We start from the raw sequence: 24,593 nt of genomic DNA, 5'->3' as shown, positions 1-24,593 counted from the left end.
GTGGGCGCGCAATGAATCCGAACCTCAAATGCAGCTGCTCCGCGCATTCGCCGATGCAAGCTGTTGCGCTGGCCGAAGCGCTGCTGGCCGTGAACTGCACCGATTGCGGCGGCATGGTCATGTCCATGGAAGACTGGCGTGCCTGGAAGGCCGCCGATCCTTCGCGCGAACCCCATGCCATCGACGACGAGGTCATCGAAGTGTTCGATGCCGCCTCGGTGCGGCACTGCCCCGAATGCGACCGGCTCATGCAGCGCCTGCGCGTGAGCGCGGGGCCCGACTTTCGCATCGACCGCTGCATTGCCTGCCAGAACCTCTGGTTCGACCAGGGCGAATGGCGTGCGCTCGTGAGCCGCGGCCTTGCCAACCGGCTCGATGAACTGCTGTCCGACAGATGGCAGCGCCAACTGCAGACCGAAGAGGTGCGCGAGGTGCGGCTTGCCGCGCTGCGCCGCCGCTACGGCAACGACTGCATCGACGAGTTGGACCGCATTCGCGCCTGGCTCGACACCCAGCCCCACCGCGACGAACTGCTCGCATTGCTGCGCGCGGACTGACCGCGCCGACCTATGCAACCCACGGATGAATCGGGGGCGCCGGCCGGCGCCCAGGTGCCGTCTGACCAGACCGAAGCCCTCGTGTCCGGCAGCGGCAGCTACGACCTGCTGAAGAAGCGGCTCGAAACACAGGGCGAAGGCCTGCTGAAGAAGACGCAGGCCCTCAACGAGCGGCGGCTTGCCGAGTTCGGCCGCTCCGAGCAGGCCTTGGTGCTGCGCACCCGCGCGCGCACCGAAAACAACGCCGTGGCGCGCGACATCGTGCGCATCGGCGACCTGCTGCTGTTCGGCTACAACGTGTTCATCGGCCTGCGCAAGGAAACGGCCGTGAGCGACGTGTTCGGGCTGTATCGCCTGGCAGTGCCAGGAGAGGCCGCCACCGAGAACGACGAGCTGCAGCCCGTGCCGCTGGCCGGCACCTTCCTCGAAGACACGCGCTTCGTCTCCGATTTTCGCGAGCTGTACGCCTACTACAAGCAGGCCACGATGCTGCAGCTGCGGGTCACGCAGGACAAGCTGCTCGCGTCCTTCCAGATCGGCCAGCAGCTGGGCGACGTGCGCGTGTTCCGCTGGGCCATCGAGCGCAACGGCGGCATCCACTACATCGACAACCGCGGCGAGCGCGACATTGCGCTGCCCGCAAGCCACGACTTCGAGTGGACCGTTGCCACGCGCGAAGACCATGTGGGCGGCAAGCACCCCCATGTGAACGTGCTCGACACGGTGTTTGTCGAAACGCTGGGCGGCGACCTCACGGTCAAGATCGAGAACAATACCGAAACCGGCCTCGGCATCTACAGCGAGCCGGTGGAAGACAAGAGCCAGTCGCTCACCGACGCCGAGATTTCGTGGGCCAAGCTCGGCATGCTGATCCTGCTGCGCGTAAAGCCCTACCGCGAGCAGGTCACGCGCTACCTGGTCTTCAACATCCGCACGCAGCAGGTCGAGCGCATCGACGCCATCGGTGGCTCGTGCGTGCAGCTGCCTGAAGACCACGGCATCATCTTTCCGGGCGGCTACTACCTGCAGTCGGGCGAGTACAAGCGCTTCGACCTGCCGGGCGAGGTGGTCGAAAGCCTGCGCTTCAAGCGCATGCTGCGCTCGCCCAACGGGGAAGACGTGGCCTATGTCTTCTACGACCCGAAGCCGGGGCGCTACGCGCTCTTCAACTACAACCTGATCGACAAGAAGCTCGCCACGCCGATCATCGCCAACGGCTATGCGCGCTTTGCCGACGGCCGCATCCTCGTGTTCAACGGCGACGCCGGCGAGCCGACGCGCGTGCACCCGATGCAGCTGTGGCAGACGCCGTTCGCCAGCGAAGAGCATGTGAGCGCGCAGCCGCCCGCCACCGGCTTCTTCGGCAAGATCGGCAATGCCGAGCTGGTGCGGGGCGTGAGCGACCTGATGGGCATTGCCCGCGCGGTGCGCGAGCAGGCGCCTACGCGCGCTGCTTACGAAGACCTGATTCGCCAGTGCACCCGCGTGAGCGACGCCTACTTCTGGCTGGACGCATCCGAGGCTGCCGGCCTGATGGCCGAGCTGCGCAGCATTGCCGACGTGGCGCGCAGCACGCTGGCCGAGTTCGAGAAGGTCGACACCATCCGCCGCGAAACCGCGCGTGCACTGGCCCGTGCCGAAGACGAGCAGCACGCGTTGCTGGTCGACATTGCCAGCACGCTCTGGCGCGCGCCCGACGATTTCGTGAAGGCCTTGGGCCGCCTGCGCGAACGGCGCGGCGCGCTGCAGATGCTCAAGGAGCTGCGCTATGCCGACCTGCCGCGCATCGCCGCCATGGACGCGGCGCTCGAGATCGAGCAGCAGCGCATCGGCGAACGCGCCATGCAGTTCCTGGCGGCCGACACGGCCTTCAACGGCCAGCGCCAGGCGCTGGACAAGCTTGCGCTCGATTTGCCGAACCTGGCCACTTCGCCCGCGCTCGGGCAGATGCTCGCCACGCTTGACGAACAGGCGGCCGGGCTCGATCTGCTGACAGAACAGCTCGGCAGCCTGCCGGGCGGCGATGCGGTTGTCCGCACGTCGATTCTCGACCGCATCTCGCTCATCTACGCCGACATCAACCGCATGCGCGCCGATGCGCGCGCACGGCGCAAGTCGCTGGGCGCCACCGAGGCCCGCGCGGAGTTCGGTGCGCAGTTCAAGCTCTTCAGCCAGGCGGTTGAAAACGCACTGGAGTTTGCCGACACGCCCGAGAAGTGCGACGACGCGCTCACGCGCCTTTTGGCCCAGCTCGAAGAAATCGAAGGCCGCTTTGCCGAGCAGGAAGACTTTTTGGCCGACATCGCCGAGAAGCGCGAGACCGTGTACGAAGCGCTTTCCGCGCGCCGCCAGAGCCTGGTGGAAGCCCGCCAGCGCCGCGCGCAGGGCGTGGTCGACGCGGCGGGCCGCATCCTCGACGGTATTCCACGCCGCATTGCGCAGTTCGGCGATCTGAAGCAGGTTCACAGCTACTTTGCGGCCGATCCGATGATCGGCAAGCTGCACACGCTGATTGCCGACCTGCGCACGCTGGGCGCCGCCGTGCCGGCCGACGAACTGGACACGCGCCTGAAGACGGCGCGCGACCAGGCCCTGCGCTCGATCCGCGACAAGCGCGAACTGGTGAGCGAAGGCGGAGACACCCTGCGCCTGGGCCGCCATGCCTTTACCGTGCACCGCCAGCCCGTCGACCTGACCTTGGTGGCCCGCGAGAGCGGCATGGCCTACCAGGTTACCGGCACCGACTACCTGAGCCCTGTGGACGAGCCGCGGCTGCTGCCGCTGCAGCGCTACTGGAACCAGTCGCTGGTGTCGGAAACCACCGAACTGTCGCGTGCCGAATACCTGGCCGGGCGCCTGCTCGAGTCGCTGCTCGATGGCAAGGCCGAGCGCACCTGGGGCGAGGTGGTCACGCTCCTCACCGAAGACCCTTTGCATCCGCAGCTGCTCGAAATGGTGCGCCGCTTTGCAGCCGCGCGCTACCAGGAGGGCTACCAGAAGGGGATTCACGATGACGACGCGCTGCGCCTGCTGGGTGCGCTCGTTGCCATGCAAGATCAGGCCGGCCTGCTGGCGTGGGGCCCGACCGAACGCGCGCTGGCGCTGCTCTATTGGCAGCACGGCCACTTGATCGCGCACCGCGAATCGCTGCTGCGGCGTGCGCGCGCCGCGTTGCAGATGCAGGCCCTGTTCGGCCGGCGCGATGCGCTGGAGCAGCTCGAAGCCGACACGGCGCGCGCGCTGAACCACTTTGCGCGCGACATGCTGCCCGACCTTTTGCCTTTGGCCGAAGAGGCAACCGAAGAAGAGCGGGACGCCCACCAGGGCCGCGTGTCCACCGTGTGCGGCCAGGCGGCTGCCTACCTGGTGCGCGAACTGGCCGGCGAGCACGGCGGCGAAACCTGGGCCGTTTCGGGAGCGGGCGAAGACCTGGCCGCCGCGCTGCTTCGCGAACTCGAAAGGGGTGGCCGGCGCGATGCGTGGCAGCACGATCTCGACGCCGCACCGCCGGCGGAGCGCTGGCGCCTGGCGCGCGACTGGGTGCGTGCCTATGCGGTTCATCAGGCGCCGCAGTCTGTCGACTGGGTAGACGACGCGGCCGGCGTGCTGGCCATGCCGATGCAGCGCAAGCGGGTGAACGTGGCGCTCGACCGCACGGTCGAAGGGCTGCGCGGCGAGCATCCACGCGTGGCCGAAGGCCGCATGACGCTGAACCTGAACGACTTCTGGCGCCGCTTCCTGTTTCACACCACGCATGCAGTGCCGGGCTACGAAGCGCTGCACAGCCTGCGCCACGAGTTGCTCGAACGCGAGAAGGCCCGGCTCAAGCTGGGCCAGTTCCAGGCCAAGCCGCTCTCGACCTTCGTGCGCAACCAGCTGATCGACGAGCTGTACCTGCCCATCATCGGCGACAACCTTTCCAAGCAGATCGGCTCGGCGGGCGAGGGCAGCCGCACCGATCGCATGGGTTTGCTGCTGCTGATTTCGCCGCCCGGCTACGGCAAGACCACGCTGATGGAATACGTTGCGGACCGGCTCGGCCTGATCTTCGTGCGCATCAACTGCCCGGCTCTGGGCCACGGCGTCACGGCCATCGACCCGGCCAACGCGCCCAACAGCGCCGCGAGGCAAGAGCTCGAGAAGCTCAACCTCGGCCTTGCGATGGGCAGCAACGTGATGCTGTACCTGGACGACATTCAGCACACGAGCCCGGAGTTTCTGCAGAAGTTCATTGCGCTGGCCGACGGCACGCGCCGCATTGAAGGCGTGTGGAACGGCGAACCGCGCAGCTACGACATGCGCGGCAAGCGCTTCGCCATCGTGATGGCTGGCAACCCGTACACCGAGTCGGGCGACGTGTTCAAGATTCCGGACATGCTGGCCAACCGGGCGGACATCTACAACCTGGGCGACGTGCTCTCAGGCCGCGAGGCGGCCTTTGCGCTTTCGTACATCGAGAACAGCCTGACCTCCAACCCCACGCTGATGCCGCTGGCCTCGCGCGACCCCAAGGACGTGCAGCTGCTGGTGAAGATGGCGCAGGGACACGAGGTGCCGAGCAGCGCGCTTTCGCACGCGTACAGCGCGGTCGAGCTGGAAGAGATCAAGGCGTTGCTGCAGCGTCTGTTCCGTGCGCGCGACCTGCTGCTGAAGGTCAACCTCGCCTACATCGAATCGGCCGCGCAGCAGGAGGCCTACCGCACCGCGCCGCCGTTCAAGCTGCAGGGCAGCTACCGCAACATGACCAAGCTCGCGGGCAAGATCACCGCGCTGATGCGCGACGACGAGCTCGACGCACTGTTGCGTGACCATTACCGCGGCGAGGCGCAGACCTTGACCACCGGCGCGGAAGAAAACCTCTTGAAGCTTGCGCAGCTTCTGGGCAGCCCCACGCCGGAAGAAAGCGCGCGCTGGGCGGCCATCTGCGAAGAGTTCGTGCGAAAGAAAAAGCTCGGCGGCGACGACGTCGACGGCAGCCAGCGCATTGCAAGCAGCATGCTCGACGTGGCGCGCGCTGTCGATGCACTCAAGCCCAAGCCGCCCGCCGAAGGCCCGAACGAAGGTCAGCGGCTGGCCGACGCCATGCTGCAGATTGCGGTGACTTATCGCGAACTGATCCTGCCGTTGGTAACCGCCACTGAACGTCGGCTCGAACTCGACCGTTCAATCAAGCAGGACATGGAGCGGCTCGCGGCTGAAGTGCAGGCTGCACGCGGCGTGGTCAAGCGCTCTCCCAAGCCGGACAAGTAGGGCTAGGAATGGGGCGTTGTGTTTCTTTGCGTGTTGTGCGCGAGGCGCTTTGTTCAGGGCGCGCACCCGCCGACGGGGTACCTTTCTCCGCGAATGTCCCCCGGCCTGCGGCCTCCTCCTTTATTCCGCGAATGTCCCCCGGCCTGCGGCCTCCTCCTTTATTTCGCTGCGCAAGGCACCCCATCGACGTGCGCGTTGGGCAGAGCGGTGGTTGATCGAGCGGAACAAGCGCAGCGCCCAGTGTGCACAGGGCATCGGGTGCTCCCCGCAGCGAAATAAAGGAGGGGCCGAAGGCGGGGGACATTCGCGGAGGGGAGTACCCGGTGGCCTTTGCACACGCCCTGAACAAGAGCCCCTGAATAGGCGCAGCACTATGGAGATTCACTGAAATGTCGGCCCTTCCCGAACTACTGGCCCAGCTGGACGCCACCATGGCCGACGAGCGCCTCAGCGATGACGAGCGCCGCGTGCTGGTCCACACCTTGCGCGAAGCTTCACCGCCCGAAGACGGCCTGCGCCAGCTGCGCAATCGCGCGTTCGACCTGGTGCGCTCCCGCACAGCCGACCCGGAGCAGTTGTCCTTGCTCAAGTGGCTCGAAGGCGTGGTCCGCGCGATCGACACCGGCCGCTCGCCTGATGCCGTCAACGTGCACTCGCAAGCCTTCTTCAGCCCGGGTACCGCTTGCCTTCAGGCGATCAACCAGCAACTGAAGGCTGCCAAGCGCTCCATCGACCTATGCGTGTTCACGCTGTCGGACGACCGCATTACCGCCGAGGTGCTGGCCGCACACCGACGCGGCGTGGCAGTGCGCTTCATTACCGACAACGACAAGGAGTTCGACCGCGGCAGCGACGTAGGGCAATTGCGCGCGGCGGGCATTCCGATTGCGGTGGACCGCACCGAGGCGCATATGCACCACAAGTTCGCCATTTTCGACGGCGCGCGGTTGCTGAACGGCAGCTACAACTGGACGCGCAGCGCCTGCGAGCACAACGAAGAGAACGTGATTTTGAGCAACGACCCCTCGCTCGTGCGCCGCTTTGCGGACGAATTCGACACCTTGTGGAAAGAACTGCAGGCCGCCTGATGCCAAGAAGAATCGACTACGACTGGGAACTGCCGCCTGAAATACAGCAGCGGCTGGGGGGCGCGAGCTACGGCGCGCAGCGCATCATTCACGAGCAAGGCCATCTGCTGGTGATCCTGCACGAGCCGCCCGCCGGACCCGGCGCGGAGCGCAAGCCCGCGGTGTTCCTGCGCAAGCCCGATGGCGCGTGGTTCCACAAGGGAAACAACCCCGGCGAGCGGGCCTTTGCCAAGCTGCTCGAAAGCTATCGCACCTCGCTGGCCACTTTCGAAACCAGGCACGCAGCCGCTGAAACTTCGGAAGATCTGTTCCAGGTTCTCGGTCCACTCATTCCGCTGACCCGCGCCGCCATGAACATGCAGGCCGCGCTGCAGGCGGCGCGCGATGCCGTGAAGGAAGACTTGATGCTGATCGACCTGCGCGATCTGGCGGTCGAGATCACGCGCGGCATGGAACTGCTGCTGGCCGACACTCGCATGTCGCTCGACTACCGGCTGGCGCATGCGGCCGAGGCGCAGGCGCGCTCGACCCGTGAAGTGAGCCGTGCGCAGCACAAGCTCAACACCATTGCCGCGCTGACCTTCCCCCTGATGGCGGTGGGCGCCGCATTCGGCATGAACCTGCACAGCGGCATGGAGAACATGCCGCCCTGGATGTACTGGGCGATTTTTTTGGGCGGTCTCTTCCTTGGGGTCTTGCTGCGCGGCTGGGTCAAAGCGCCGGAGGTTCCACCATTGCCTGCCGCGAAGCCTGCGTTGGCCAAGAAGAAGTAGAGCAAGCAGAGCACGGGCCTTCGCAAAACGCGAAGGCGTGCTGCCGTCAGAGCAATTCCGGCGGACGCGATCTGTTCTTAGAGTTGGGGCATTCCAACAGGAGACAGACGCAGATGAACGCACTCGAAGGCCTCAAGGTGCTGGAGCTCGGCCAGCTCATCGCCGGCCCGTTCGCCGGCAAGACGCTGGCCGAATTCGGCGCCGACGTGATCAAGGTCGAGCCTGCCGGCGTCGGCGATCCGCTGCGCAAATGGCGGATGCTGCGCGAAGGCACTTCGGTGTGGTGGGAGGTGCAGTCGCGCAACAAGCGCTCTGTGTGCTTGGACCTGCGCAGCGCTGAAGGGCAGGACGCCGTGCGAGCCCTGGCGCTCGAGGCCGACGTGCTGATCGAGAATTTCAAGCCCGGCACGCTCGAAGGCTGGGGTCTGGGCTGGGAGCAACTGCATGCGCTCAACCCCCGGCTCATCATGCTGCGCATCTCGGGCTACGGGCAGACCGGCCCCTACCGCGACAAGCCGGGCTTCGGCGTGCTCGGCGAATCGATGGGCGGGCTGCGCTATCTGAGCGGCGAACCAGGCCGGGTGCCTGTGCGCGTGGGGGTGTCGCTCGGCGACACGCTGGCTGCGCTGCATGGCGTGATCGGTGTGCTCACCGCGCTGCACCACCGCACGGCCCATGGCGGCGAAGGGCAGTTCATCGACGTGGCGCTCTATGAGTCGGTCTTCAACGTCATGGAAAGCCTGCTGCCCGAATACGACGCGTTCGGCGCGGTGCGGGAGCGCGCCGGCAGCGCGTTGCCGGGCATCGCGCCGACCAATGCCTACAAGTGCGGCGATGGACATTACGTGCTGGTGGCGGGCAACGGCGACAGCATCTTCCGCCGATTGATGCGCGCCATCGACCGCGCTGATCTTGAGAATGACGCGCAGCTCGTGCACAACGACGGCCGCGTGCGGCGCGTGGAAGAAATCGACGCCGCCATCGAGGCCTGGACGCTGCAGCGCAGCCGCGACGAGGTGCTGGCGGTGCTCGATGCGGCCGGCGTGCCCGTCGGGCGCATCTACTCGGTGGCCGACATTGCCGCCGATCCGCAATACCAGGCGCGGCAGATGATCGTGGAGGCGACCACTTCCGATGGCGGCACGCTCAAGGTGCCCGGCGTCGTGCCCAAGCTCAGCGCCACGCCGGGCCGCATTGCACACCCTGCGCCACGGCTCGGCGAGCACACGGGCGATCTGAAAGGCCCGGGCTGGCCCGCACGCCGCACCGAAGAAAGCGAGGCCGTATGAAAGCAGACAAGGGTAAATGGCTCTTCATCAATGAAGTGGCCACGCGAGACGGCTTCCAGATGGAAAGCCGATTCATTCCCACCGACGACAAGATTGCGTTGGTCGACCGTCTGAGCACCCTCGGCTACGCCAAGATCGAGGTGACCTCGTTCACCTCCGCCAAGGCGATACCGGCATTGCGGGACGGCGAAGAGGTGATGCAGCGCATCGCCCGCCGGCCCGGCGTGGTCTATACCGCGCTGGTGCCGAACCTGCGCGGCGCCGAGCGCGCGCTGGAAAGCCGCATCGGCGAATTCAATATCGTCATGTCGGTGAGCGAGACGCACAACCTCAGCAACCTGCGCATGACGCGCGAGCAGTCTTTCGCGCAGCTCACCGAAGTTATTGCGGTGGCAGCGCAGGCCGGTGTGCCGGTGAACGTCTCGCTCTCATGCGTGTTCGGCTGCCCGATGGAGGGCGAGGTGCCGCTTGCCACGGTGCTCGAATGGATCGACCGCTTCGCTGCGCTGCGGGTGCAGGGCATCACGCTGTGCGACACCACGGGCATGGCTTTTCCCACGCAGGTGCAGGCCGTTTGCGAGGCGGTGCTGACGAGATATTCCGCACTGCTGTGGACGGCGCACTTTCACAACACGCGCGGCATGGGGCTTGCGAACACGGTGGCCGCAGTCGAGGCGGGTGTCGAGCGGCTCGACATGTCATTGGGTGGCATCGGCGGTTGCCCTTATGCGCCCGGGGCCACCGGCAATGTGGCCACGGAAGACGTGGTGCACATGCTGCAATGCATGGGGTACGACACCGGCATGAATCTGGAAGGCCTGATCGAAGCCGCCTCGGAGCTCGAGGCCCTGGTGCAGCACGACTTGCCGAGCCAGGTCTCCCGCGCCGGACACCGGCTCACGCGGCATGCGCCACCGGCGGATTTCAACGACATCGTGGCGCGTGCGCATGCGCGCCGCGGCAAGGAGCTGCAGACATGATCGACCATCTGGACCACCTGGTGCTAACCACCACGAACGAGGAAGCCTGCACGCGCTTCTACACCGGCGTGATGGGCATGGCGCTGGAGACCTTCGGCCCGGGCCGCAAGGCTTTTCGCTTCGGCAACCAGAAGATCAACCTGCACGTGAAGGGCCACGAGTTCGAGCCCAAGGCGCAAGTGCCAATGCCCGGTTCGCTGGACCTGTGCTTCATCGCGAGCATGCCCTTGGACGACGTGATCGCGCGCCTGAAGGACAGGGGCGTGCCGATCATCGAAGGCCCTGTGATGCGAACGGGCGCCACATCGCGCATCCGCTCGGTCTATGTGCGCGACCCTGACCTGAACCTCATCGAAATCTCGGAGCTGGCGCCCTGACGAAGGGCCTGGCTTCCCAGACAAATCTCAAAAAAACCGGAGACAAACCATGAAACCCACACTTCGCTTTATCGCCGCCGGCCTTGGCCTTGTGCTTGCAGCCACAGCCGCCCGCGCCGACACCTGGCCTTCGAAGCCGATCACCTTTATCGTGCCCACCGCGCCCGCGGGTTCGACCGACATCATGGCGCGCATGGTCGGCGATCCGCTGCATCGCGCATTGGGCCAACCTGTCGTCGTCGACAACCGCCCCGGCGCCAGCGGGAACATCGGCGCCGAGGCGGTGGCGCGCGCCGCTCCAGACGGCTACACGCTGCTGATGCAGTATTCGGGCTATCACGTGGGCAACCCGTCGCTCTACCCTCAGCTCAAGTGGAGCCCCACCAAAGACTTTGTGCCCGTGGCCATGGTGATGCGTGCGCCGCACGTGGTCGCCGTCAGCGGCAAGCTGCCGGTCAACTCGATGAAGGAACTGATCGAGCACGGCAAGAAGAAGGAGGGTGGTCTGTTCTACGCCTCGTCGGGCAACGGATCTATCCAGCACATTGCGGGCGAGTTGCTCTCGCGACAAGCCAAACAGCCAATGACGCACGTGCCCTACAAGGGCTCGGGCCCCGCCATCAACGACCTGATTGCGGGCAACGTCGACATGTTCATCACCACGCCGCCCTCGGTCATCGGGCACATCGCGAGCGGGCGCATGAAGGCGCTGGCCTATACCGGCAGCAAGCGGCACCCCTCGATGCCCAACGTGCCGACTTCGGCCGAGGCAGGCTTGCCGGGCTACGAAGTGGAGTCGTGGTTTGCGGTATTCGCACCGGCCAGAACGCCACCCGAAGTGGTGGCAAAGCTCAGCGCCGAGATCAAGAAGATCGTCGAGAGCGAATCGTTTCGCAAGAAGGTGGACGAGCAGGGCGCCTTCGCCACCTACATGGACTCCGCCGCGCTCGGCAAGTTTGTCGACCAGGAACTGGTGGCCTGGTCGAAGGTGATCAAGGCGGCCGACATCAAGCCCGAGTGACCGGGCCGGGGCCGCAACGCATTACGGTTTGACGCCGAGCACCGAGAGAATGATGGCTGCCAGGGTCAGCGTGACCGGCAGCCGGTGCGATGCCAAGGCTTGCGCCCGCGCAACCGACAGCTTCGACGAGAGAAGCAGGTTCTTTTCAGAATGAAGAGGCGTGGTCATATCGGTACTCCTGAGTGGCTGTGGGCGACTTGCCCGCATGCCTCAAAGATAGTCATCGCAAGGCACCGTGGCACGGGCCTTTGCGCGACACCGCGTTTCCGTTTTTGCAACGATCGGCGCGGAACCAGGTCAGGGTAGCTGCGAAGAATTAGCCGGCAATGAGCTTCTGCACCAGCTCCGCCGTGGTGGCCGCCGCGTACTTGCGCATCAGCCTCGCGCGGTGCAGCTCGACCGTGCGGTGGCTGATGCCCAGCGCCTTGCCGATCTCCTTGGACGTGAGCCCGCGCATCACCTGCGCGGCCACCTCGCGCTCGCGCGGCGTGAGCTCGGCCTTCACGGCGCGGCGCGAACCCAGGTCTTCGAAGGTCCAGATGCCGGCCTCGTGCGGCGCGGCGCGGTTCATGGCATGGCCCGTGACATGGCACCAGAAGGTTTCGCCCGCCATGGCGCCGTGCAGGCCGCCCAGGCGCTTCATCATGCGGTTGTCGGCATAGCGGCCGCTGGCGTTCAGGAACGGTTCCATGCGCTTGCCGATGCGCTCGAACTCGGCCACGCTGGGGTACAGAATGCTGAACGAATGCCCGACCAGCGCAGAGGGCGTTGCGCCAAAAATCTCGCAAACCCGCTCGTTGCAGGCCACGATGGTGCGGTTGCGCGAAACCACCATGCCCACGGGGGCATGCGCAAAGGCCAGGCGGTAGTCGATCTCCTGCATCGGGGGTCACCATTACGAAATACTACGTATGCGACTACGTAGTATCGTTCAAGGCTCTTCAAGAGCTTTCGCCAACTCTCCATCCATCCATCAAGGAGCCCGAGTGAACAAGATTTATCCCTCCGCAGACGCGGCACTCAAGGGGGTCGTGGCCGACGGGCAGATGCTCGCGGTCGGCGGCTTCGGCCTGTGCGGCATTCCCGAGGCGCTGATCGACGCGCTCAAGGACACCGGCGTGCAGAACCTCACCGTCATCTCGAACAACGCGGGTGTCGACGGCTTCGGCCTTGGCAAGCTGCTCGAGACGCGGCAGATCAAGAAAATGATCGCGTCGTACGTGGGCGAGAACAAGGAGTTCGAGCGCCAGTACCTCGCGGGTGAACTCGCGCTGGAATTCACGCCCCAGGGCACGCTGGCCGAAAAGCTGCGTGCGGGCGGCGCGGGCATTCCTGCCTTCTTCACCAAGACCGGCGTCGGCACGCAAGTGGCCGAGGGCAAGGAACTGCGCGAGTTCGACGGCGAAACCTACGTGATGGAACGCTCGCTGGTGCCCGACGTGGCGCTGGTCAAGGCCGACGTGGCCGACAAGTCGGGCAACCTGCGCTTTCGCCTCACGGCGCGCAACTTCAACCCGGCCGCCGCCATGGCCGGCAAGATCTGCATCGTCGAGGTCGAGAAGATCGTCGAAGTGGGCGAGCTGGCGCCCGACGACATTCACCTGCCCGGCATCTATGTGCACCGCATCGTGCTGAACGCCAACCCCGAGAAGCGCATCGAAAAGCGCACCGTGACGGCAGCCGCTCCGGCAGACGCCGCAGCCGCCAAGGTCGAAGCCCAGGCCGCCATTGCGCAAGCCGCTGCCGGCAGCGAAGTGCCCGCCCCCGTCAAGAACACCAAAGGAGCCTGAGATGCCCTGGACCCAAGACCAAATGGCCGCACGCGCGGCGCAAGAGCTCGAAGACGGCTTCTACGTGAACCTGGGCATCGGCATTCCCACGCTGGTGGCCAACTTTGTCGGCGACAAGGAAGTGTGGCTGCAAAGCGAGAACGGCATGCTCGGCATCGGCCCGTTCCCGACCGAAGACCAGGTGGATGCCGACCTGATCAACGCCGGCAAGCAGACCGTGACCACGCTGCCGGGCTCGGCCATCTTCGGCAGCCACGACAGCTTTGCAATGATCCGCGGCGGCAAGATCAACCTGTCGATCCTCGGCGCCATGCAGGTCAGCGTGAAGGGTGACCTTGCCAACTGGATGATTCCCGGCAAGATGGTGAAGGGCATGGGCGGCGCCATGGACCTGGTGGCCGGCGTGAAGCGCGTCATTGTGCTGATGGAGCACGTCGCCAAGAAGAAGGACGGCACTGAGGACTTCAAGATCCTTGAGCAGTGCACCTTGCCGCTGACCGGCGTGGGCGTGGTCGACCGCATCATTACCGACCTGGCCGTGATGGATGTGGTGCCCGAGGGCCTCAAGGTGGTCGAGCTCGCGCCGGGCGTGAGCTTCGATTCGCTGCAGGCCAAGACCGCGGCCAAGCTGATCCAGTAGGCTGCGGCAACGCAGCATCCACAAGGGCCGCTTTTGCGGCCCTTTGTCATGGACGGATGAGAAACTGTACGCATGGCCTATCTCGACCTCGACAACCTCCAGACCATTTTTCTCGACGACGAGGCGCTGCGCACACGGCGCCTGCAGCGGCAGCCTTGCGGGGTGCTCAACATCACGAGCGGCCGTATCGTGGCGTGCGACCCGCTGGTGCAGCCCGAGCGCGAGCCCTTCGTTCGCAGCGTGAGCGGACGCGGGGGATTCCCGGCCGAGGTGCTCCAGCACGAAGGCCGCCATGCGCTGGCGGTGCTCTGGCTGCGCGAACGGGGCAGCTTGCAGGCTGCCGGTCTCCACTGGGAACCGGCGCTGCTCGAAGGGCAATTGCAGGACGAACTCGGCGACGACGAGTTCTACGGTTACCCCGTCGATGCCGGCGTCGGCTGCTTCATGGATGCCGAGTGCGCAGCTGCCATCGCCGAGCGCGAGGCGCGCGAATCATCGGCCAACCCCGACTACGTCAGCTATTACGACGACGTGCTCGACACCGAACTGGGCGTCGAGGACATGGCGGACCACTACCCGCTGGGCGAGGGCAGCGCGAACAACGTGCTGATCTTCAGCTCGGGCTGGGGCGACGGCAGCTACCCGAGCTTCTGGGCGATCGACGCGTCCGGTGAACCCGTGGCGCTGGTGACCGACTTCATGACGATGCACGGCGGCGATGCGCGCAGCGAGGACGAGAAGCGCGACGACGCCTACGCCGCCAGCCTTTCCCCCGAGAAACTGGCCGCGCTCGAAGCGTTGGGTGCCGCTGCGGTCAACGGCGATGCGGCCGCCATCCGGCCCTTGCTCGATGCCGGGCTTGCAGGTGCCAACGACATCATTCCGTCGCTCGGCGAGACCGCCATCACGAGCGCGATCCGCATGAACCGGCTCGAAGCGCTGCGCATGCTGCTGGGCGCCGCCCCATGCCCCGCCATGCCCGAGCAACTGCGCATCGAAGGCCAGGCGGAAAGCTACTTGGCCTATGCGCGCTGGCTCGGGAAGCCGCGCGTGCCGGGGTTGATCGAATTGCTTGAGGCATCGGAAACCGCGGCTGTTGCTGCGCCAGCGCCCGCCGAAGGCACGAGCCTCTGGAAACGCCTGTTCTCCTGAGGCCTGCGCCGACGCGCGCCGGTGTATCGGCGCTTCAGCCCGGCGGCATCAGCATGTCCTTCTGCGACTGAGCGGTGGCGAGCAAGAACTCCCACACCGCACGCATCCGCACAAGGTGCTTGGTTTCCGCCGGCATCGACATCCAGAAGGTTCGCGTGAAGTTCGCCTGGTCGCCGAGCACGGGGCGCAATGCGGCGTCCGGTTCGGCAATGAAGGCCGGCAGCACCGCGATGCCCGCGCCGGCGGCCACCGCCCGGTGCTGCGCAAGCACGCTGGTGCTGCGCAGCGCAAAGGCATCGGGCCGGTGCAGTTCGTCCAGGTACTGCAGTTCCTTGCTGAAGAGCAGGTCGTCCACGTAGCTGATGAAGGTGTGGCCGCGCAGGTCTTCGCGTGTTTTTATCGGCTTGTGCGCGGCCAGGTATCGCTTCGACGCGTAGAGCCGCAGCGTGTAGTCGGTGAGCTTGGTGACCACCACGGGCCCGCGCGCCGGCCGTTCGAGCGAGATCACGATATCGGCCTCGCGCCGAGACAAGTGAACCAGCCGCGGCATCGCCAGCAGGTCGATGGTGAGCTTGGGGTGCTGCTGCGCGAAAAGCGCGAGCTGCGGCGCCAGCACCACGGTGCCGAAACCCTCGGTAGCGCCTATGCGCACCAGGCCCGACAAGCCTTCCTGCGATGCCGGCGCGGTGCTTTCCACCGCCTGGAAGGCGCTCTCCATGGCTTCGACCTGGGGCTGCAGCTTGCGGCCCGCCTCGGTCAGCCGGTGGCCGCCGGCTTCGCGCGAGAAAAGCGGCGCACCCACTTCCTTCTCGAGCGCCTGGATGCGTCTGGCCACCGTGGTGTGGTCTACCTCAAGCCGGCGCGCGGCGCTCATCAGCGTGCCCGAGCGGGCCAGCTCCAGAAAGTAGCGAAGGTTGTCCCAGTCCATGTGCTCTCATTGCCTCGGGTGAGCTCTGCATTTTTGCAAAGCGATGGCGCATATTTGTCTATTGTCATGGCAAATCTGCAAAGCTACGATGCGGCTTGAACCTGCCGCGCAGGCCCCGTATTCACAGGAGACAAAACCCATGGACGCCACCACCACCCCGAAGACCCAGGTCGCCACCGTCAAGCTCTTGATCGGCGGCAAGTTCGTCGAGTCGAAGACCAGCGAATGGCGCGACATCGTCAACCCGGCCACGCAAGAGGTGCTCGCCCGCGTGCCCTTTGCCACGCAGGCCGAGCTCGATGCCGCCGTGGCCTCCGCCAAGGACGCCTTCAAGACCTGGCGCAAGACCCCCATCGGCGCGCGCGCCCGCATCTTCCTGAAGTACCAGCAGCTCATTCGCGAGAACATGAGCGAGCTGGCCGCGATTCTCACGGCCGAGCAGGGCAAGACGCTGCCCGACGCGGAAGGCGACGTGTTCCGCGGCCTCGAAGTGGTCGAACACGCATCGAACATCGGCAACCTGCAGTTGGGTGAGCTGGCCAACAACGTGGCCAATGGCGTCGACACCTACACGCTGCTGCAGCCGCTCGGCGTATGCGCCGGCATCACGCCGTTCAACTTCCCGGCCATGATCCCGCTGTGGATGTTCCCGATGGCCATCGTCACTGGCAACACCTTCGTGCTGAAGCCCTCGGAGCAAGACCCGATGGTGACGATGCGCCTGTGCGAACTGGCGCTCGAAGCCGGCATTCCGCCCGGCGTGCTCAACGTGGTTCACGGCGGCGAGGCGGTGGTCAACGGCATCTGCGATCACAAGGACATCAAGGCGATCAGCTTCGTCGGCTCGACCAAGGTGGGCACGCACGTCTACAACCGCGCCACGCTGGCCGGCAAGCGCGTGCAATGCATGATGGGCGCGAAGAACCACGCCATCGTGATGCCCGATGCCAACAAGGAGCAGACGCTCAATGCACTGGCTGGCGCGAGCTTTGGCGCCGCGGGCCAGCGCTGCATGGCTGTGTCGGTGGCGGTGCTGGTGGGCGAGGCGCGCAACTGGGTGCCCGAACTCATTGCCAAGGCCAGGACGCTGAAGATCGGCGCGGGCACCGAGAAGGGCGTGGACGTGGGGCCGCTGGTTTCTTGCGCAGCCTACGACCGCGTCAACAACCTCATCGAACGCGGCCTGGCCGACGGCGCCAAGCTGGAGCTCGATGGCCGCAAGCCCACTGTGCCCGGCTACGAGAAGGGCAACTTCGTCGGCCCGACGATCTTCTCGGGCGTGAAGCCCGGCATGACCATCTATGACCAGGAAATCTTTGGGCCGGTGCTGTGCGTGGCCGATGCCGAGAACATCGACGAAGCCATCGAGCTGATCAACAGCAACCCGAATGGCAACGGCACGGCGATCTTCACGCAGTCGGGCGCCGCGGCGCGCCGCTTCCAGGAAGACATCGACGTGGGCCAAGTCGGCATCAATGTGCCGATTCCGGTGCCTGTGCCGATGTTCTCTTTTACCGGTTCGCGCGCTTCCAAGCTGGGCGACCTGGGCCCCTACGGCAAGCAGGTCATCATGTTCTACACGCAGACCAAGACCGTGACGGCACGCTGGTTTGACGACAGCACCGTCTCGCACGGCGTGAACACCACGATCAGCCTCAAATGAGGCGCGGCCTTCGCCTCGCGGTCTGGGGTGCGGCGGCGGCGCTCGCCTTGCTTGCGGGCGCCGCGCGGGCGGCCGCCGATGCCGGTCCGGACGACTGCAATCCCGACGGCAACCAGCAGCAGCTGAACGCCTGCGCTGCGCGCGATTTTCGTGCGGCCGATGCCGCACTCAACATCCGCTACGGCGAGGTGATGAAGACGCTCTCGCCGCAGATGCGCGTCGCGTTGCGCACCGAGCAGCGCACCTGGCTCAAGGGCCGTGACCCCGCCTGCAAACGCGCCTCGAAAGCGAACGAAGGCGGCTCCATCTGGCCGCTGGTGTTCAACTCATGTCTGGAGAAATCGACCCTGAAACGGACCGCCGAACTGGATCGCTGGAAGGACCGCGAACAATGAACTTCGAATTGTCCGAAGAGCAGAACGCCTTTGCGCAGAGCGCGCGCGATTTTGCACAGGCCGAGTTCGCGCCGCATGCCGCGCAGTGGGACGCGGAGGCCATCTTCCCGAAGGAGGCCATCGCCAAGGCCGGCGAGCTGGGCTTCTGCGGGCTTTACGCGCCCGAGCGCATCGGCGGCCTCGGCCTGCCGCGGCTTGATTCGGCGTTGGTGTTCGAGGAGATGGCCGCGGTCGACCCCTCGACCACGGCCTTCATCACCATCCACAACATGGCGACATGGATGCTCGGCACCTGGGCGACCGATTCGGTCGCGAAGCAGTGGGGCGAAGACTTGACGAGCGGGCGCAAGCTCGCTTCCTATTGCCTCACCGAGCCGGGCGCCGGGTCGGACGCGGGCTCGCTCAAGACGCGCGCCGAACTGCAGGGCACCGAATACCTCATCAACGGCGGCAAGGCCTTCATCTCCGGTGCGGGCGCGACCGACGTGCTGGTGCTCATGGCGCGCACGGGCGGCGGCGGTGCGGGTGGTATCTCGGCCTTCGCGGTGCCGGCCGATGCGCCGGGCGTGAGCTACGGCAAGAAGGAGCACAAGATGGGCTGGAACAGCCAGCCCACGCGCACCATCAACTTCGACAACGTGCGCATTCCCGCCGAGAACCTGCTGGGCAAGGAAGGCGAGGGCTTTCGCATCGCCATGAAGGGACTGGACGGCGGGCGTATCAACATCGCGACCTGTTCGGTGGGCGCGGCGCAGGGCGCGCTCGATGCGGCGCGCCGCTATCTTCATGAACGCCAGCAGTTCGGCAAGCCGATATCGAGCTTCCAGGCCCTGCAGTTCAAGCTGGCCGACATGGCGACGGAGCTGGTGGCAGCGCGGCAGATGGTGCGGCTTGCCGCAAGCAAGCTCGACGCGGGCCATGCAGATGCCAGCACTTATTGCGCGATGGCCAAGCGCTTTGCAACCGATGCGGGCTTCAATGTCTGCAACGACGCGCTGCAGCTGCATGGCGGCTATGGCTACCTGAGCGAGTTTCCGCTCGAGCGGCTGGTGCGCGATACCCGCGTGCACCAGATTCTCGAAGGCACCAACGAGATCATGCGCGTGATCGTTGCGCGAAAATTGCTGGAAGGGGACAGCGATATCCGCTGACGCCCCGCATCCAGAACCTCTCAAGACAATGACCGACTCCGTAGTTCTCTTCGACGAAATCAAGACCGCTGGCGGCAAGCGCTTTGCCACCGCCACGCTCAACGCACCGGCCTCGCTCAACGCGCTGTCGGTGGACATGGTGCGCCTGCTCACGCCCAAGCTGCGCGAATGGGCGGCCGACGACGGCATCGTCGGCGTGCTGCTGCAAGCCGCCGGCGAGAAGGCCTTCTGCGCCGGCGGCGACCTGCGCCAGCTGTACCAGACGCTGCTCGAATGCGGCCCCGCGCGCAACACCTACGCCGAAGACTTCTTCCGCGAGGAGTACGAACTCGACTACCTGATCCACACCTTTCCCAAGCCGTTTCTCTGCTGGGGCCACGGCATCGTGATGGGCGGCGGCGTGGGGCTCATGTCGGGCTGCTCGCACCGCGTGGTCACGGCGCAGAGCCGCATTGCCATGCCCGAGATCAGCATCGGCCTGTACCCCGACGTGGGCGGCAGCTGGTTCCTGCGCCGCACGCCGGGCCGCACGGGCCTGTTCCTGGCGCTCACGGCCGCCAACCTCAATGCGGCCGATGCCATCTTCTGCGGGCTGGCCGACGTTCTGGTGCCGCATGAGCACAAGGACCAGGTGCTCGAGGCCATTGCCGCAACGCGCTGGCACGGCGATCAGAAGGCCGACCGCGCCGAGCTTTCGCGAATCCTCGCGCGGGCGGGCGAGGGCGCGCAGACGCCGCCATCCAAGGTGCGCGAGCACTACGACACCATCAACGCCCTGATGGCCGGGGACGACCTTCTCGACATTGCAAACCGCCTGCGCAACCTGCAAAGCGACGATGCGTGGTTGCAGTCTGCATCCAAGACCTTCATGAAGGGCGCGCCCAGTTCGGCCGCGCTGAGCTTCGAGCTGTGGCAGCGCGTGCACCGCATGTCGCTGGCCGAGGTTTTCCGGCTCGAGTACTGGGCTTCGCTGGGTTTTTGCGCGCACAAGGACTTTGCCGAAGGCATTCGCGCGGTGCTGATCGACAAGGACCGCAACCCGCGCTGGAACCCCGCCACCATCGAAGAGATCTCGCCCGCATTCATCGAAGACCACCTGCGCCCGCGCGGCGAAATGCCGGCCGAGCTGGCTGCGCTGGTCTGATTTTCTTCTGCAAGTACAACGACAACGGAGACAAAAATGAAGATCGCATTCATCGGCCTCGGCAACATGGGCGGCCCCATGGCCATGAACCTGAAGAAGGCGGGCCACGAGGTCAAGGCCTTCGACCTGTCGGCCGAGGCTTGCAAGAAGTACGCAGCCGAAGGCCTGGGCCTCGCCTCTTCGGCGGCAGATTCGGTCGCCGGTGCCGAGGTGGTGATCAGCATGTTGCCGGCCAGCGCGCATGTGGAGGGACTGTTCCTCGGCGGCGCCGGCAAGCCCGGCCTGCTCGAGGGCATTGCGGCCGGCACGCTCGTCATCGACAGCAGCACCATCGCGGCCGCCACCTCGCGCAAGGTGGCCGAGGCGGCCGCTGCCAAGGGCATTGCCATGATCGATGCGCCGGTTTCCGGCGGCACCGGCGGCGCCATTGCCGCCACGCTCACCTTCATGGTCGGCGGGGAAGCGAAAGACCTGGAGCGCGCACGCCCTGTGCTCGAGAAGATGGGTGCCAACATCTTTCATGCCGGCGCTGCAGGCGCGGGCCAGACCGCGAAGATCTGCAACAACATGCTGCTCGGCATCTTGATGATCGGCACCTCCGAGGCACTGGCGCTGGGTGTTGCCAACGGGCTCGACCCGAAGGTGCTGTCCGAAATCATGCGCCGCAGTTCCGGCGGCAACTGGGCGCTCGAAAAATACAACCCCATGCCGGGCGTGATGGAAACAGCGCCCGCATCGAAGAACTACGCGGGCGGCTTCGGCACCGACCTGATGCTGAAAGACCTGGGCCTGGCGCAAGAAAACGCCACCGCCGTTCGCGCCGCCACGCCACTCGGCGGGCTGGCACGCAGCCTGTATGCGGCGCACAGCCTCGCGGGCCACGGCGCGCTCGATTTTTCGAGCGTGCTGAAGCTGGTGCAGAAGGCTTCGTAGCCTTTTTTCAGGCGGCGTGCACGGCCGCAGCAAAGCGGCTCGTGCCCGTGCTCAAAGCAGCTCGATCCCGGGCAGGCTCTTGAAACAGCTTTCGCGCGTGATGCGCACAAAGTCCGCCAGCCATGGCTGGGCCGAGGTGCCTTGCGTGCAGGCCATGTACAGCCGGCCCGTGAGGCCCCTGGCGCCCACGCGCCGCGCCGTGACATAGCCGCGGTCAAGGTAGTTCTGTACCGCCCAAAGCGGCAGCGTTGCAACGCCCCGGCCGCTGGCCACCAGCTGCAGCATTGCCACCGTGAGCTCGGTCGTGCGCCGGTGCGCGGGCTCCACGCCGGCAGGGGCCAGCACCTGCCGCACGATGTCGAGCATTTCGTCCGGCACGGGGTAGGTGATGAGCGTCTGGTCGGCAAAGTGGCGCGCGGTGAGATGCGGCTTGGCCGTGAGCGCGTGGTCGTTGGCCAGCAACGCAACGATCTCGAAGCGGAACAGCGCGTGGTAGTCCACCGTTTCGTCCGGGTCTTGCTCGGAGACGATTGCCACCTCGGCGCGGTTCTGCATGACCAGCGCGATCGGGTCGGGGTGAAAGCCCGAGACGATGTCGAGCTCGATCTCGGGCCAGCGCTGGCGAAATGCGTCCATCGCGGGCATCAGCCAGTCGAAGCAGGTGTGGCACTCGACCACGATGCGCAGCTGCCCGCTGCGCCCCAGCGCAAGCCGCGCCACGTCGCGCTCCGCTTCTTCGACCAGCGGCAGCGCGGTGTCGGCCAGCTGCAGCAGCCGCAGCCCGGTGGTGCTGAACTGCGGCGGCACCGACTTGCGCTCGAACAGCTGCGCGCCGTAGCGGTCTTCGAGCAGCTTGATCTGGTGCGACAGCGCCGACTGCGTGAGGTTGAGCAACTGCGCCGCGCGCACCAGGCTGCCGGTGTCGCGCAGCGCAACCAGCGTGCGCAGGTGCCGTATTTCCAGGATGGACTGCAACATGAATGGATTTCAAGTGAAAGGGCAAAACGTTTCGTTTGAATCATATGCCCCAAAGCCCGACCATTGCGGATTCTCAAGATCCAGCGACCGGAACACCTGCAAATGACCACCCGTACCCACACCCTCGGCTTTCCGCGCATGGGCGCCAACCGGGAACTGAAGTTCGCACTCGAAAAGCACTGGCGCGGCGAAATCGACCGCGCCGCGCTCGAGGTCGTTGGCGAACAGCTGCGTGAGCGCCATTGGCAGGCCCAGCACGACGCGGGGCTCGACTACGTGACCGTCGGGGACTTTGCCTACTACGACCATGTGGCCAATCACATCCAGCTACTCGGTTGCGAGCCGGCGCGCTTCGGCTTCAAGGGCGATGAAGCCGAACTCTCGCGCTACTTCAAGATGGCGCGCGGCGTGGAAGACGACGCCGGCCATGTGCACGATGCGGCCTGCGGCCAAGGCTGCGAAGGTACGGCGGGCACCTTCGCCTTGGAGATGACCAAGTGGTTCGACACCAACTACCACTACCTCGTGCCCGAGTTCACCGCGGCCACCCAGTTCAGGCTGGCGTCGGCGCGTCTGTTCGACGAAGTGGCGCAGGCACAGCAAGCGGGGCATGCGGTCAAGGCCGTGCTGCTCGGTCCGCTGAGCTTTCTGTACCTCGGCAAGGAGAAAGAGGCGGGCTTCGACCGCTTTTCGCTGCTCGATGCATTGCTGCCCGTTTACGAGCAGGTGCTCAATCGCCTGAAGCAGCAGGGCGTGGAGTGGGTGCAGATCGACGAGCCCATCCTGGGCCTGGACCTGCCCGATGCCTGGCGCAATGCCTTCGAGCGTACCTACTGGCAACTGGCCCGCAGCGCGCCCAAGCTGCTGTTGGCCACCTACTTTTCGCCGCTTTCGGACAACCTGCGCCTTGCCTGCCAATTGCCGGTGGCGGGCCTGCATGTGGACGCTGTGCGCTCCCCGCAGGAGCTGACCGGCGTCGCCGACTGGCTCCCGGCTCACAAGGTGCTGTCTGTCGGCATCGTCGACGGGCGCAACATCTGGCGCACCGATCCCGATGCCGCGCTTGCCACGCTGCGCCCGGTGGTCGACAAGAACCGGGGCGAACTGTGGATTGCGCCTTCGTGCTCGCTGCTGCATGTGCCGTTCAGCCTGGCGGCGGAAAACAAGCTCGATGCGGAGCTCAAGTCGTGGCTCGCGTTTGCGGTCGAAAAGCTCGACGAACTTCGCGTGCTGCGTGCCGTGCTCGACGGCCGCGAAGGCTCCGTCGCTGAAGAGCTCAAGACCGCGCGTACCGCAGTGGCCGCGCGGCGCGGCAGCTCACGCGTGCACCGGGCCGATGTGGCGCTGCGGCTGGCGCGCAGCGTGGCTGGCGACGACCAGCGCACCTCAACCTTCACCAGGCGCCAGTCGGTGCAGCGTGCGCGCTTTGCGTTGCCCGCGCTGCCGACCACCACCATCGGCTCGTTCCCCCAGACCTCGGAGATCCGCGCCGCGCGCGCCGCATTCAAGCGGGGCGAACTCGATGCGGCAGGCTACCGCGAGAAGATGCGCGCCGAGATCGCGCTGGCCGTGCGAAAGCAGGAGGCACTGGGCATCGACGTGCTGGTGCACGGCGAGGCCGAGCGCAACGACATGGTCGAGTACTTCGGCGAGCAGCTCGACGGCTTTGCGTTTACCGCCAACGGCTGGGTGCAGTCGTATGGATCGCGCTGCGTGAAGCCGCCGGTCATCTTCGGCGACGTGGCACGCCCGGCGCCGATGACGGTCGAGTGGACCGCCTATGCGCAGAGCCTCACGCAACTGCCGATGAAGGGCATGCTGACGGGCCCGGTCACCATCCTGCAATGGTCGTTCGTGCGCGACGACCAGCCGCGCGCCACCACTTGCGAGCAGATTGCCTGGGCGATCCGCGACGAGGTGGTCGACCTGGAGGGCGCGGGCCTCGGCATCATCCAGATCGACGAGCCCGCGATCCGCGAGGGCTTGCCGCTGCGCCGTGCGAGCTGGCCGGCTTACCTGAAGTCGGCCACGCGCGCATTTCGCATCAGCGCCTCGGGCGTGCGCGACGAGACGCAGATCCACACCCACATGTGCTATTCGGAGTTCAACGACATCCTGCCCGAGATTGCCGCCATGGATGCGGACGTGATCACCATCGAGACCAGCCGTTCGGACATGGAACTGCTGCGGGGCTTCGGTGGCGAGAACAGTGCGGGCGGCTTCCGCTACCCGAACGAGATTGGCCCCGGCGTGTACGACATCCATTCGCCGCGTGTGCCTTCGGTCGACGAGATCGTGCGCCTGATGCGCAAGGCCGCGGGCGTGGTGCCGCTGGAGAACCTCTGGATCAACCCCGACTGCGGCCTGAAGACCCGCGGCTGGCCCGAGACTGAAGCCGCGCTGTCGAACATGGTGACGGCTGCGAAGCTGCTGCGCGAGGAATTGGCCGCTGCCTGAAGAAGCGAGCGCACGAGAGAGAAGGGG

Annotated in this window: 21 protein-coding genes; 17 read left to right on the top strand and 4 right to left on the bottom strand. The window is 65.9% G+C overall.

Translation table 11 applies throughout. The annotated features are described in order from the left end of the window. The first annotated feature begins 53 nt into the window (after window positions 1–53). The 8 genes from QHG62_RS26475 (at window position 54) to QHG62_RS26440 (ending at window position 11,335) form a co-directional block, all read left to right on the top strand. Window positions 54–557: a zf-TFIIB domain-containing protein gene (locus QHG62_RS26475; RefSeq protein WP_281148556.1), complete on the top strand. Its 504-nt coding sequence runs from the start codon at window positions 54–56 to the stop codon at window positions 555–557. Window positions 558–569: 12 nt separating this feature from the next. After that, window positions 570–5,807 (top strand): DNA repair ATPase, encoded by a 5,238-nt coding sequence (locus tag QHG62_RS26470; RefSeq protein ID WP_281148555.1) that lies wholly within the window; start codon window positions 570–572, stop codon window positions 5,805–5,807. Between the two features lie 389 nt (window positions 5,808–6,196). Further along, complete coding sequence (locus tag QHG62_RS26465; RefSeq protein ID WP_281148554.1) at window positions 6,197–6,895, top strand: phospholipase D-like domain-containing protein; 699 nt, start codon at window positions 6,197–6,199, stop codon at window positions 6,893–6,895. Then, window positions 6,895–7,668: a hypothetical protein gene (locus QHG62_RS26460; protein ID WP_281148553.1), complete on the top strand. Its 774-nt coding sequence runs from the start codon at window positions 6,895–6,897 to the stop codon at window positions 7,666–7,668. Before QHG62_RS26465 ends, QHG62_RS26460 begins: the two co-directional genes overlap by 1 nt. A 113-nt stretch (window positions 7,669–7,781) precedes the next feature. Further along, entirely contained in the window at window positions 7,782–8,957 is a 1,176-nt protein-coding gene (locus QHG62_RS26455; protein ID WP_281148552.1) for a CaiB/BaiF CoA transferase family protein, read from the top strand. Further along, entirely contained in the window at window positions 8,954–9,937 is a 984-nt protein-coding gene (locus tag QHG62_RS26450; RefSeq protein WP_281148551.1) for a hydroxymethylglutaryl-CoA lyase, read from the top strand. The genes QHG62_RS26455 and QHG62_RS26450 overlap by 4 nt, the downstream gene beginning before the upstream one ends. Continuing rightward, complete coding sequence (locus QHG62_RS26445) at window positions 9,934–10,314, top strand: VOC family protein (RefSeq protein ID WP_281148550.1); 381 nt, start codon at window positions 9,934–9,936, stop codon at window positions 10,312–10,314. The genes QHG62_RS26450 and QHG62_RS26445 overlap by 4 nt, the downstream gene beginning before the upstream one ends. Window positions 10,315–10,363: 49 nt before the next feature. After that, on the top strand, window positions 10,364–11,335 hold the full coding sequence (locus QHG62_RS26440) for a Bug family tripartite tricarboxylate transporter substrate binding protein (RefSeq protein ID WP_281148549.1): 972 nt from the start codon (window positions 10,364–10,366) through the stop codon (window positions 11,333–11,335). A gap of 21 nt (window positions 11,336–11,356) precedes the next feature. Here QHG62_RS26440 and QHG62_RS26435 read toward each other — a convergent pair whose 3' ends face one another. Both QHG62_RS26435 and QHG62_RS26430 read right to left on the bottom strand, forming a co-directional pair. After that, window positions 11,357–11,503, bottom strand: a complete 147-nt coding sequence (locus QHG62_RS26435) for a hypothetical protein (protein ID WP_165442094.1) — start codon at window positions 11,501–11,503, stop codon at window positions 11,357–11,359. A gap of 148 nt (window positions 11,504–11,651) precedes the next feature. Then, window positions 11,652–12,218 (bottom strand): LuxR C-terminal-related transcriptional regulator, encoded by a 567-nt coding sequence (locus QHG62_RS26430; protein ID WP_281148548.1) that lies wholly within the window; start codon window positions 12,216–12,218, stop codon window positions 11,652–11,654. Window positions 12,219–12,321: 103 nt separating this feature from the next. Between QHG62_RS26430 and QHG62_RS26425 the strand changes: the two genes are divergently transcribed. The 3 genes from QHG62_RS26425 (at window position 12,322) to QHG62_RS26415 (ending at window position 14,917) form a co-directional block, all read left to right on the top strand. Beyond that, window positions 12,322–13,125, top strand: coding sequence for a CoA transferase subunit A (locus QHG62_RS26425; protein WP_157614536.1), 804 nt, complete (start codon window positions 12,322–12,324; stop codon window positions 13,123–13,125). 1 nt (window position 13,126) lies between these two features. Next, the gene (locus QHG62_RS26420; RefSeq protein ID WP_281148547.1) at window positions 13,127–13,765 is read left to right on the top strand and encodes a 3-oxoacid CoA-transferase subunit B; all 639 of its coding nucleotides are present in this window, start codon (window positions 13,127–13,129) and stop codon (window positions 13,763–13,765) included. Window positions 13,766–13,837: 72 nt separating this feature from the next. After that, on the top strand, window positions 13,838–14,917 hold the full coding sequence (locus QHG62_RS26415) for a DUF4241 domain-containing protein (RefSeq protein ID WP_281148546.1): 1,080 nt from the start codon (window positions 13,838–13,840) through the stop codon (window positions 14,915–14,917). Between the two features lie 34 nt (window positions 14,918–14,951). Here QHG62_RS26415 and QHG62_RS26410 read toward each other — a convergent pair whose 3' ends face one another. Beyond that, window positions 14,952–15,845, bottom strand: coding sequence for a LysR family transcriptional regulator (locus QHG62_RS26410; RefSeq protein ID WP_281148545.1), 894 nt, complete (start codon window positions 15,843–15,845; stop codon window positions 14,952–14,954). Window positions 15,846–15,984: 139 nt separating this feature from the next. Here QHG62_RS26410 and QHG62_RS26405 point away from each other — a divergent pair, with 139 nt between their 5' ends. The 5 genes from QHG62_RS26405 to mmsB are packed head-to-tail and all read left to right on the top strand — an operon-like array spanning window position 15,985 to window position 21,131. Then, the gene (locus QHG62_RS26405; RefSeq protein ID WP_281148544.1) at window positions 15,985–17,508 is read left to right on the top strand and encodes a CoA-acylating methylmalonate-semialdehyde dehydrogenase; all 1,524 of its coding nucleotides are present in this window, start codon (window positions 15,985–15,987) and stop codon (window positions 17,506–17,508) included. Then, window positions 17,505–17,903: a lysozyme inhibitor LprI family protein gene (locus tag QHG62_RS26400; protein ID WP_281148543.1), complete on the top strand. Its 399-nt coding sequence runs from the start codon at window positions 17,505–17,507 to the stop codon at window positions 17,901–17,903. The genes QHG62_RS26405 and QHG62_RS26400 overlap by 4 nt, the downstream gene beginning before the upstream one ends. Beyond that, a complete protein-coding gene (locus QHG62_RS26395) occupies window positions 17,900–19,054 on the top strand; it encodes an acyl-CoA dehydrogenase family protein (protein WP_281148542.1) in 1,155 nt (384 codons plus the stop codon). Before QHG62_RS26400 ends, QHG62_RS26395 begins: the two co-directional genes overlap by 4 nt. A gap of 28 nt (window positions 19,055–19,082) precedes the next feature. Beyond that, window positions 19,083–20,198: an enoyl-CoA hydratase/isomerase family protein gene (locus QHG62_RS26390; protein WP_281148541.1), complete on the top strand. Its 1,116-nt coding sequence runs from the start codon at window positions 19,083–19,085 to the stop codon at window positions 20,196–20,198. 36 nt (window positions 20,199–20,234) lie between these two features. Continuing rightward, window positions 20,235–21,131 carry a 3-hydroxyisobutyrate dehydrogenase gene (mmsB, locus tag QHG62_RS26385; protein WP_281148540.1) on the top strand — a complete coding sequence of 299 codons (897 nt, stop codon included), beginning with the start codon at window positions 20,235–20,237 and terminating at the stop codon, window positions 21,129–21,131. 51 nt (window positions 21,132–21,182) lie between these two features. Here mmsB and QHG62_RS26380 read toward each other — a convergent pair whose 3' ends face one another. Then, entirely contained in the window at window positions 21,183–22,109 is a 927-nt protein-coding gene (locus QHG62_RS26380; protein WP_281148539.1) for a LysR family transcriptional regulator, read from the bottom strand. A 102-nt stretch (window positions 22,110–22,211) separates the two neighbouring features. Between QHG62_RS26380 and metE the strand changes: the two genes are divergently transcribed. Then, window positions 22,212–24,566: a 5-methyltetrahydropteroyltriglutamate--homocysteine S-methyltransferase gene (gene metE / locus QHG62_RS26375; RefSeq protein ID WP_281148538.1), complete on the top strand. Its 2,355-nt coding sequence runs from the start codon at window positions 22,212–22,214 to the stop codon at window positions 24,564–24,566. Window positions 24,567–24,593 lie beyond the last annotated feature (27 nt).

Origin of the sequence: Variovorax paradoxus (assembly GCF_029919115.1) — a bacterium.
Lineage (GTDB): Bacteria > Pseudomonadota > Gammaproteobacteria > Burkholderiales > Burkholderiaceae_C > Variovorax > Variovorax paradoxus_O.
The sequence above is the reverse complement of the archived record's forward strand: the minus strand, read 5'-3'. Positions and strand labels throughout refer to the sequence as shown.

Coding starts and splice junctions, on each gene's coding strand:
- QHG62_RS26440 (WP_281148549.1), top strand. CDS start 10,364: ATGAAACCCACACTTCGCTTTATCGCCGCCGGCCTTGGCCTTGTGCTT.
- QHG62_RS26470 (WP_281148555.1), top strand. CDS start 570: ATGCAACCCACGGATGAATCGGGGGCGCCGGCCGGCGCCCAGGTGCCG.
- QHG62_RS26415 (WP_281148546.1), top strand. CDS start 13,838: ATGGCCTATCTCGACCTCGACAACCTCCAGACCATTTTTCTCGACGAC.
- QHG62_RS26450 (WP_281148551.1), top strand. CDS start 8,954: ATGAAAGCAGACAAGGGTAAATGGCTCTTCATCAATGAAGTGGCCACG.
- QHG62_RS26410 (WP_281148545.1), bottom strand. CDS start 15,845: ATGGACTGGGACAACCTTCGCTACTTTCTGGAGCTGGCCCGCTCGGGC.
- QHG62_RS26445 (WP_281148550.1), top strand. CDS start 9,934: ATGATCGACCATCTGGACCACCTGGTGCTAACCACCACGAACGAGGAA.
- QHG62_RS26465 (WP_281148554.1), top strand. CDS start 6,197: ATGTCGGCCCTTCCCGAACTACTGGCCCAGCTGGACGCCACCATGGCC.
- QHG62_RS26405 (WP_281148544.1), top strand. CDS start 15,985: ATGGACGCCACCACCACCCCGAAGACCCAGGTCGCCACCGTCAAGCTC.
- QHG62_RS26380 (WP_281148539.1), bottom strand. CDS start 22,109: ATGTTGCAGTCCATCCTGGAAATACGGCACCTGCGCACGCTGGTTGCG.
- QHG62_RS26430 (WP_281148548.1), bottom strand. CDS start 12,218: ATGCAGGAGATCGACTACCGCCTGGCCTTTGCGCATGCCCCCGTGGGC.
- QHG62_RS26420 (WP_281148547.1), top strand. CDS start 13,127: ATGCCCTGGACCCAAGACCAAATGGCCGCACGCGCGGCGCAAGAGCTC.
- QHG62_RS26455 (WP_281148552.1), top strand. CDS start 7,782: ATGAACGCACTCGAAGGCCTCAAGGTGCTGGAGCTCGGCCAGCTCATC.
- QHG62_RS26390 (WP_281148541.1), top strand. CDS start 19,083: ATGACCGACTCCGTAGTTCTCTTCGACGAAATCAAGACCGCTGGCGGC.
- QHG62_RS26475 (WP_281148556.1), top strand. CDS start 54: ATGCAAGCTGTTGCGCTGGCCGAAGCGCTGCTGGCCGTGAACTGCACC.
- QHG62_RS26400 (WP_281148543.1), top strand. CDS start 17,505: ATGAGGCGCGGCCTTCGCCTCGCGGTCTGGGGTGCGGCGGCGGCGCTC.
- QHG62_RS26395 (WP_281148542.1), top strand. CDS start 17,900: ATGAACTTCGAATTGTCCGAAGAGCAGAACGCCTTTGCGCAGAGCGCG.
- metE (WP_281148538.1), top strand. CDS start 22,212: ATGACCACCCGTACCCACACCCTCGGCTTTCCGCGCATGGGCGCCAAC.
- QHG62_RS26460 (WP_281148553.1), top strand. CDS start 6,895: ATGCCAAGAAGAATCGACTACGACTGGGAACTGCCGCCTGAAATACAG.
- QHG62_RS26435 (WP_165442094.1), bottom strand. CDS start 11,503: ATGACCACGCCTCTTCATTCTGAAAAGAACCTGCTTCTCTCGTCGAAG.
- mmsB (WP_281148540.1), top strand. CDS start 20,235: ATGAAGATCGCATTCATCGGCCTCGGCAACATGGGCGGCCCCATGGCC.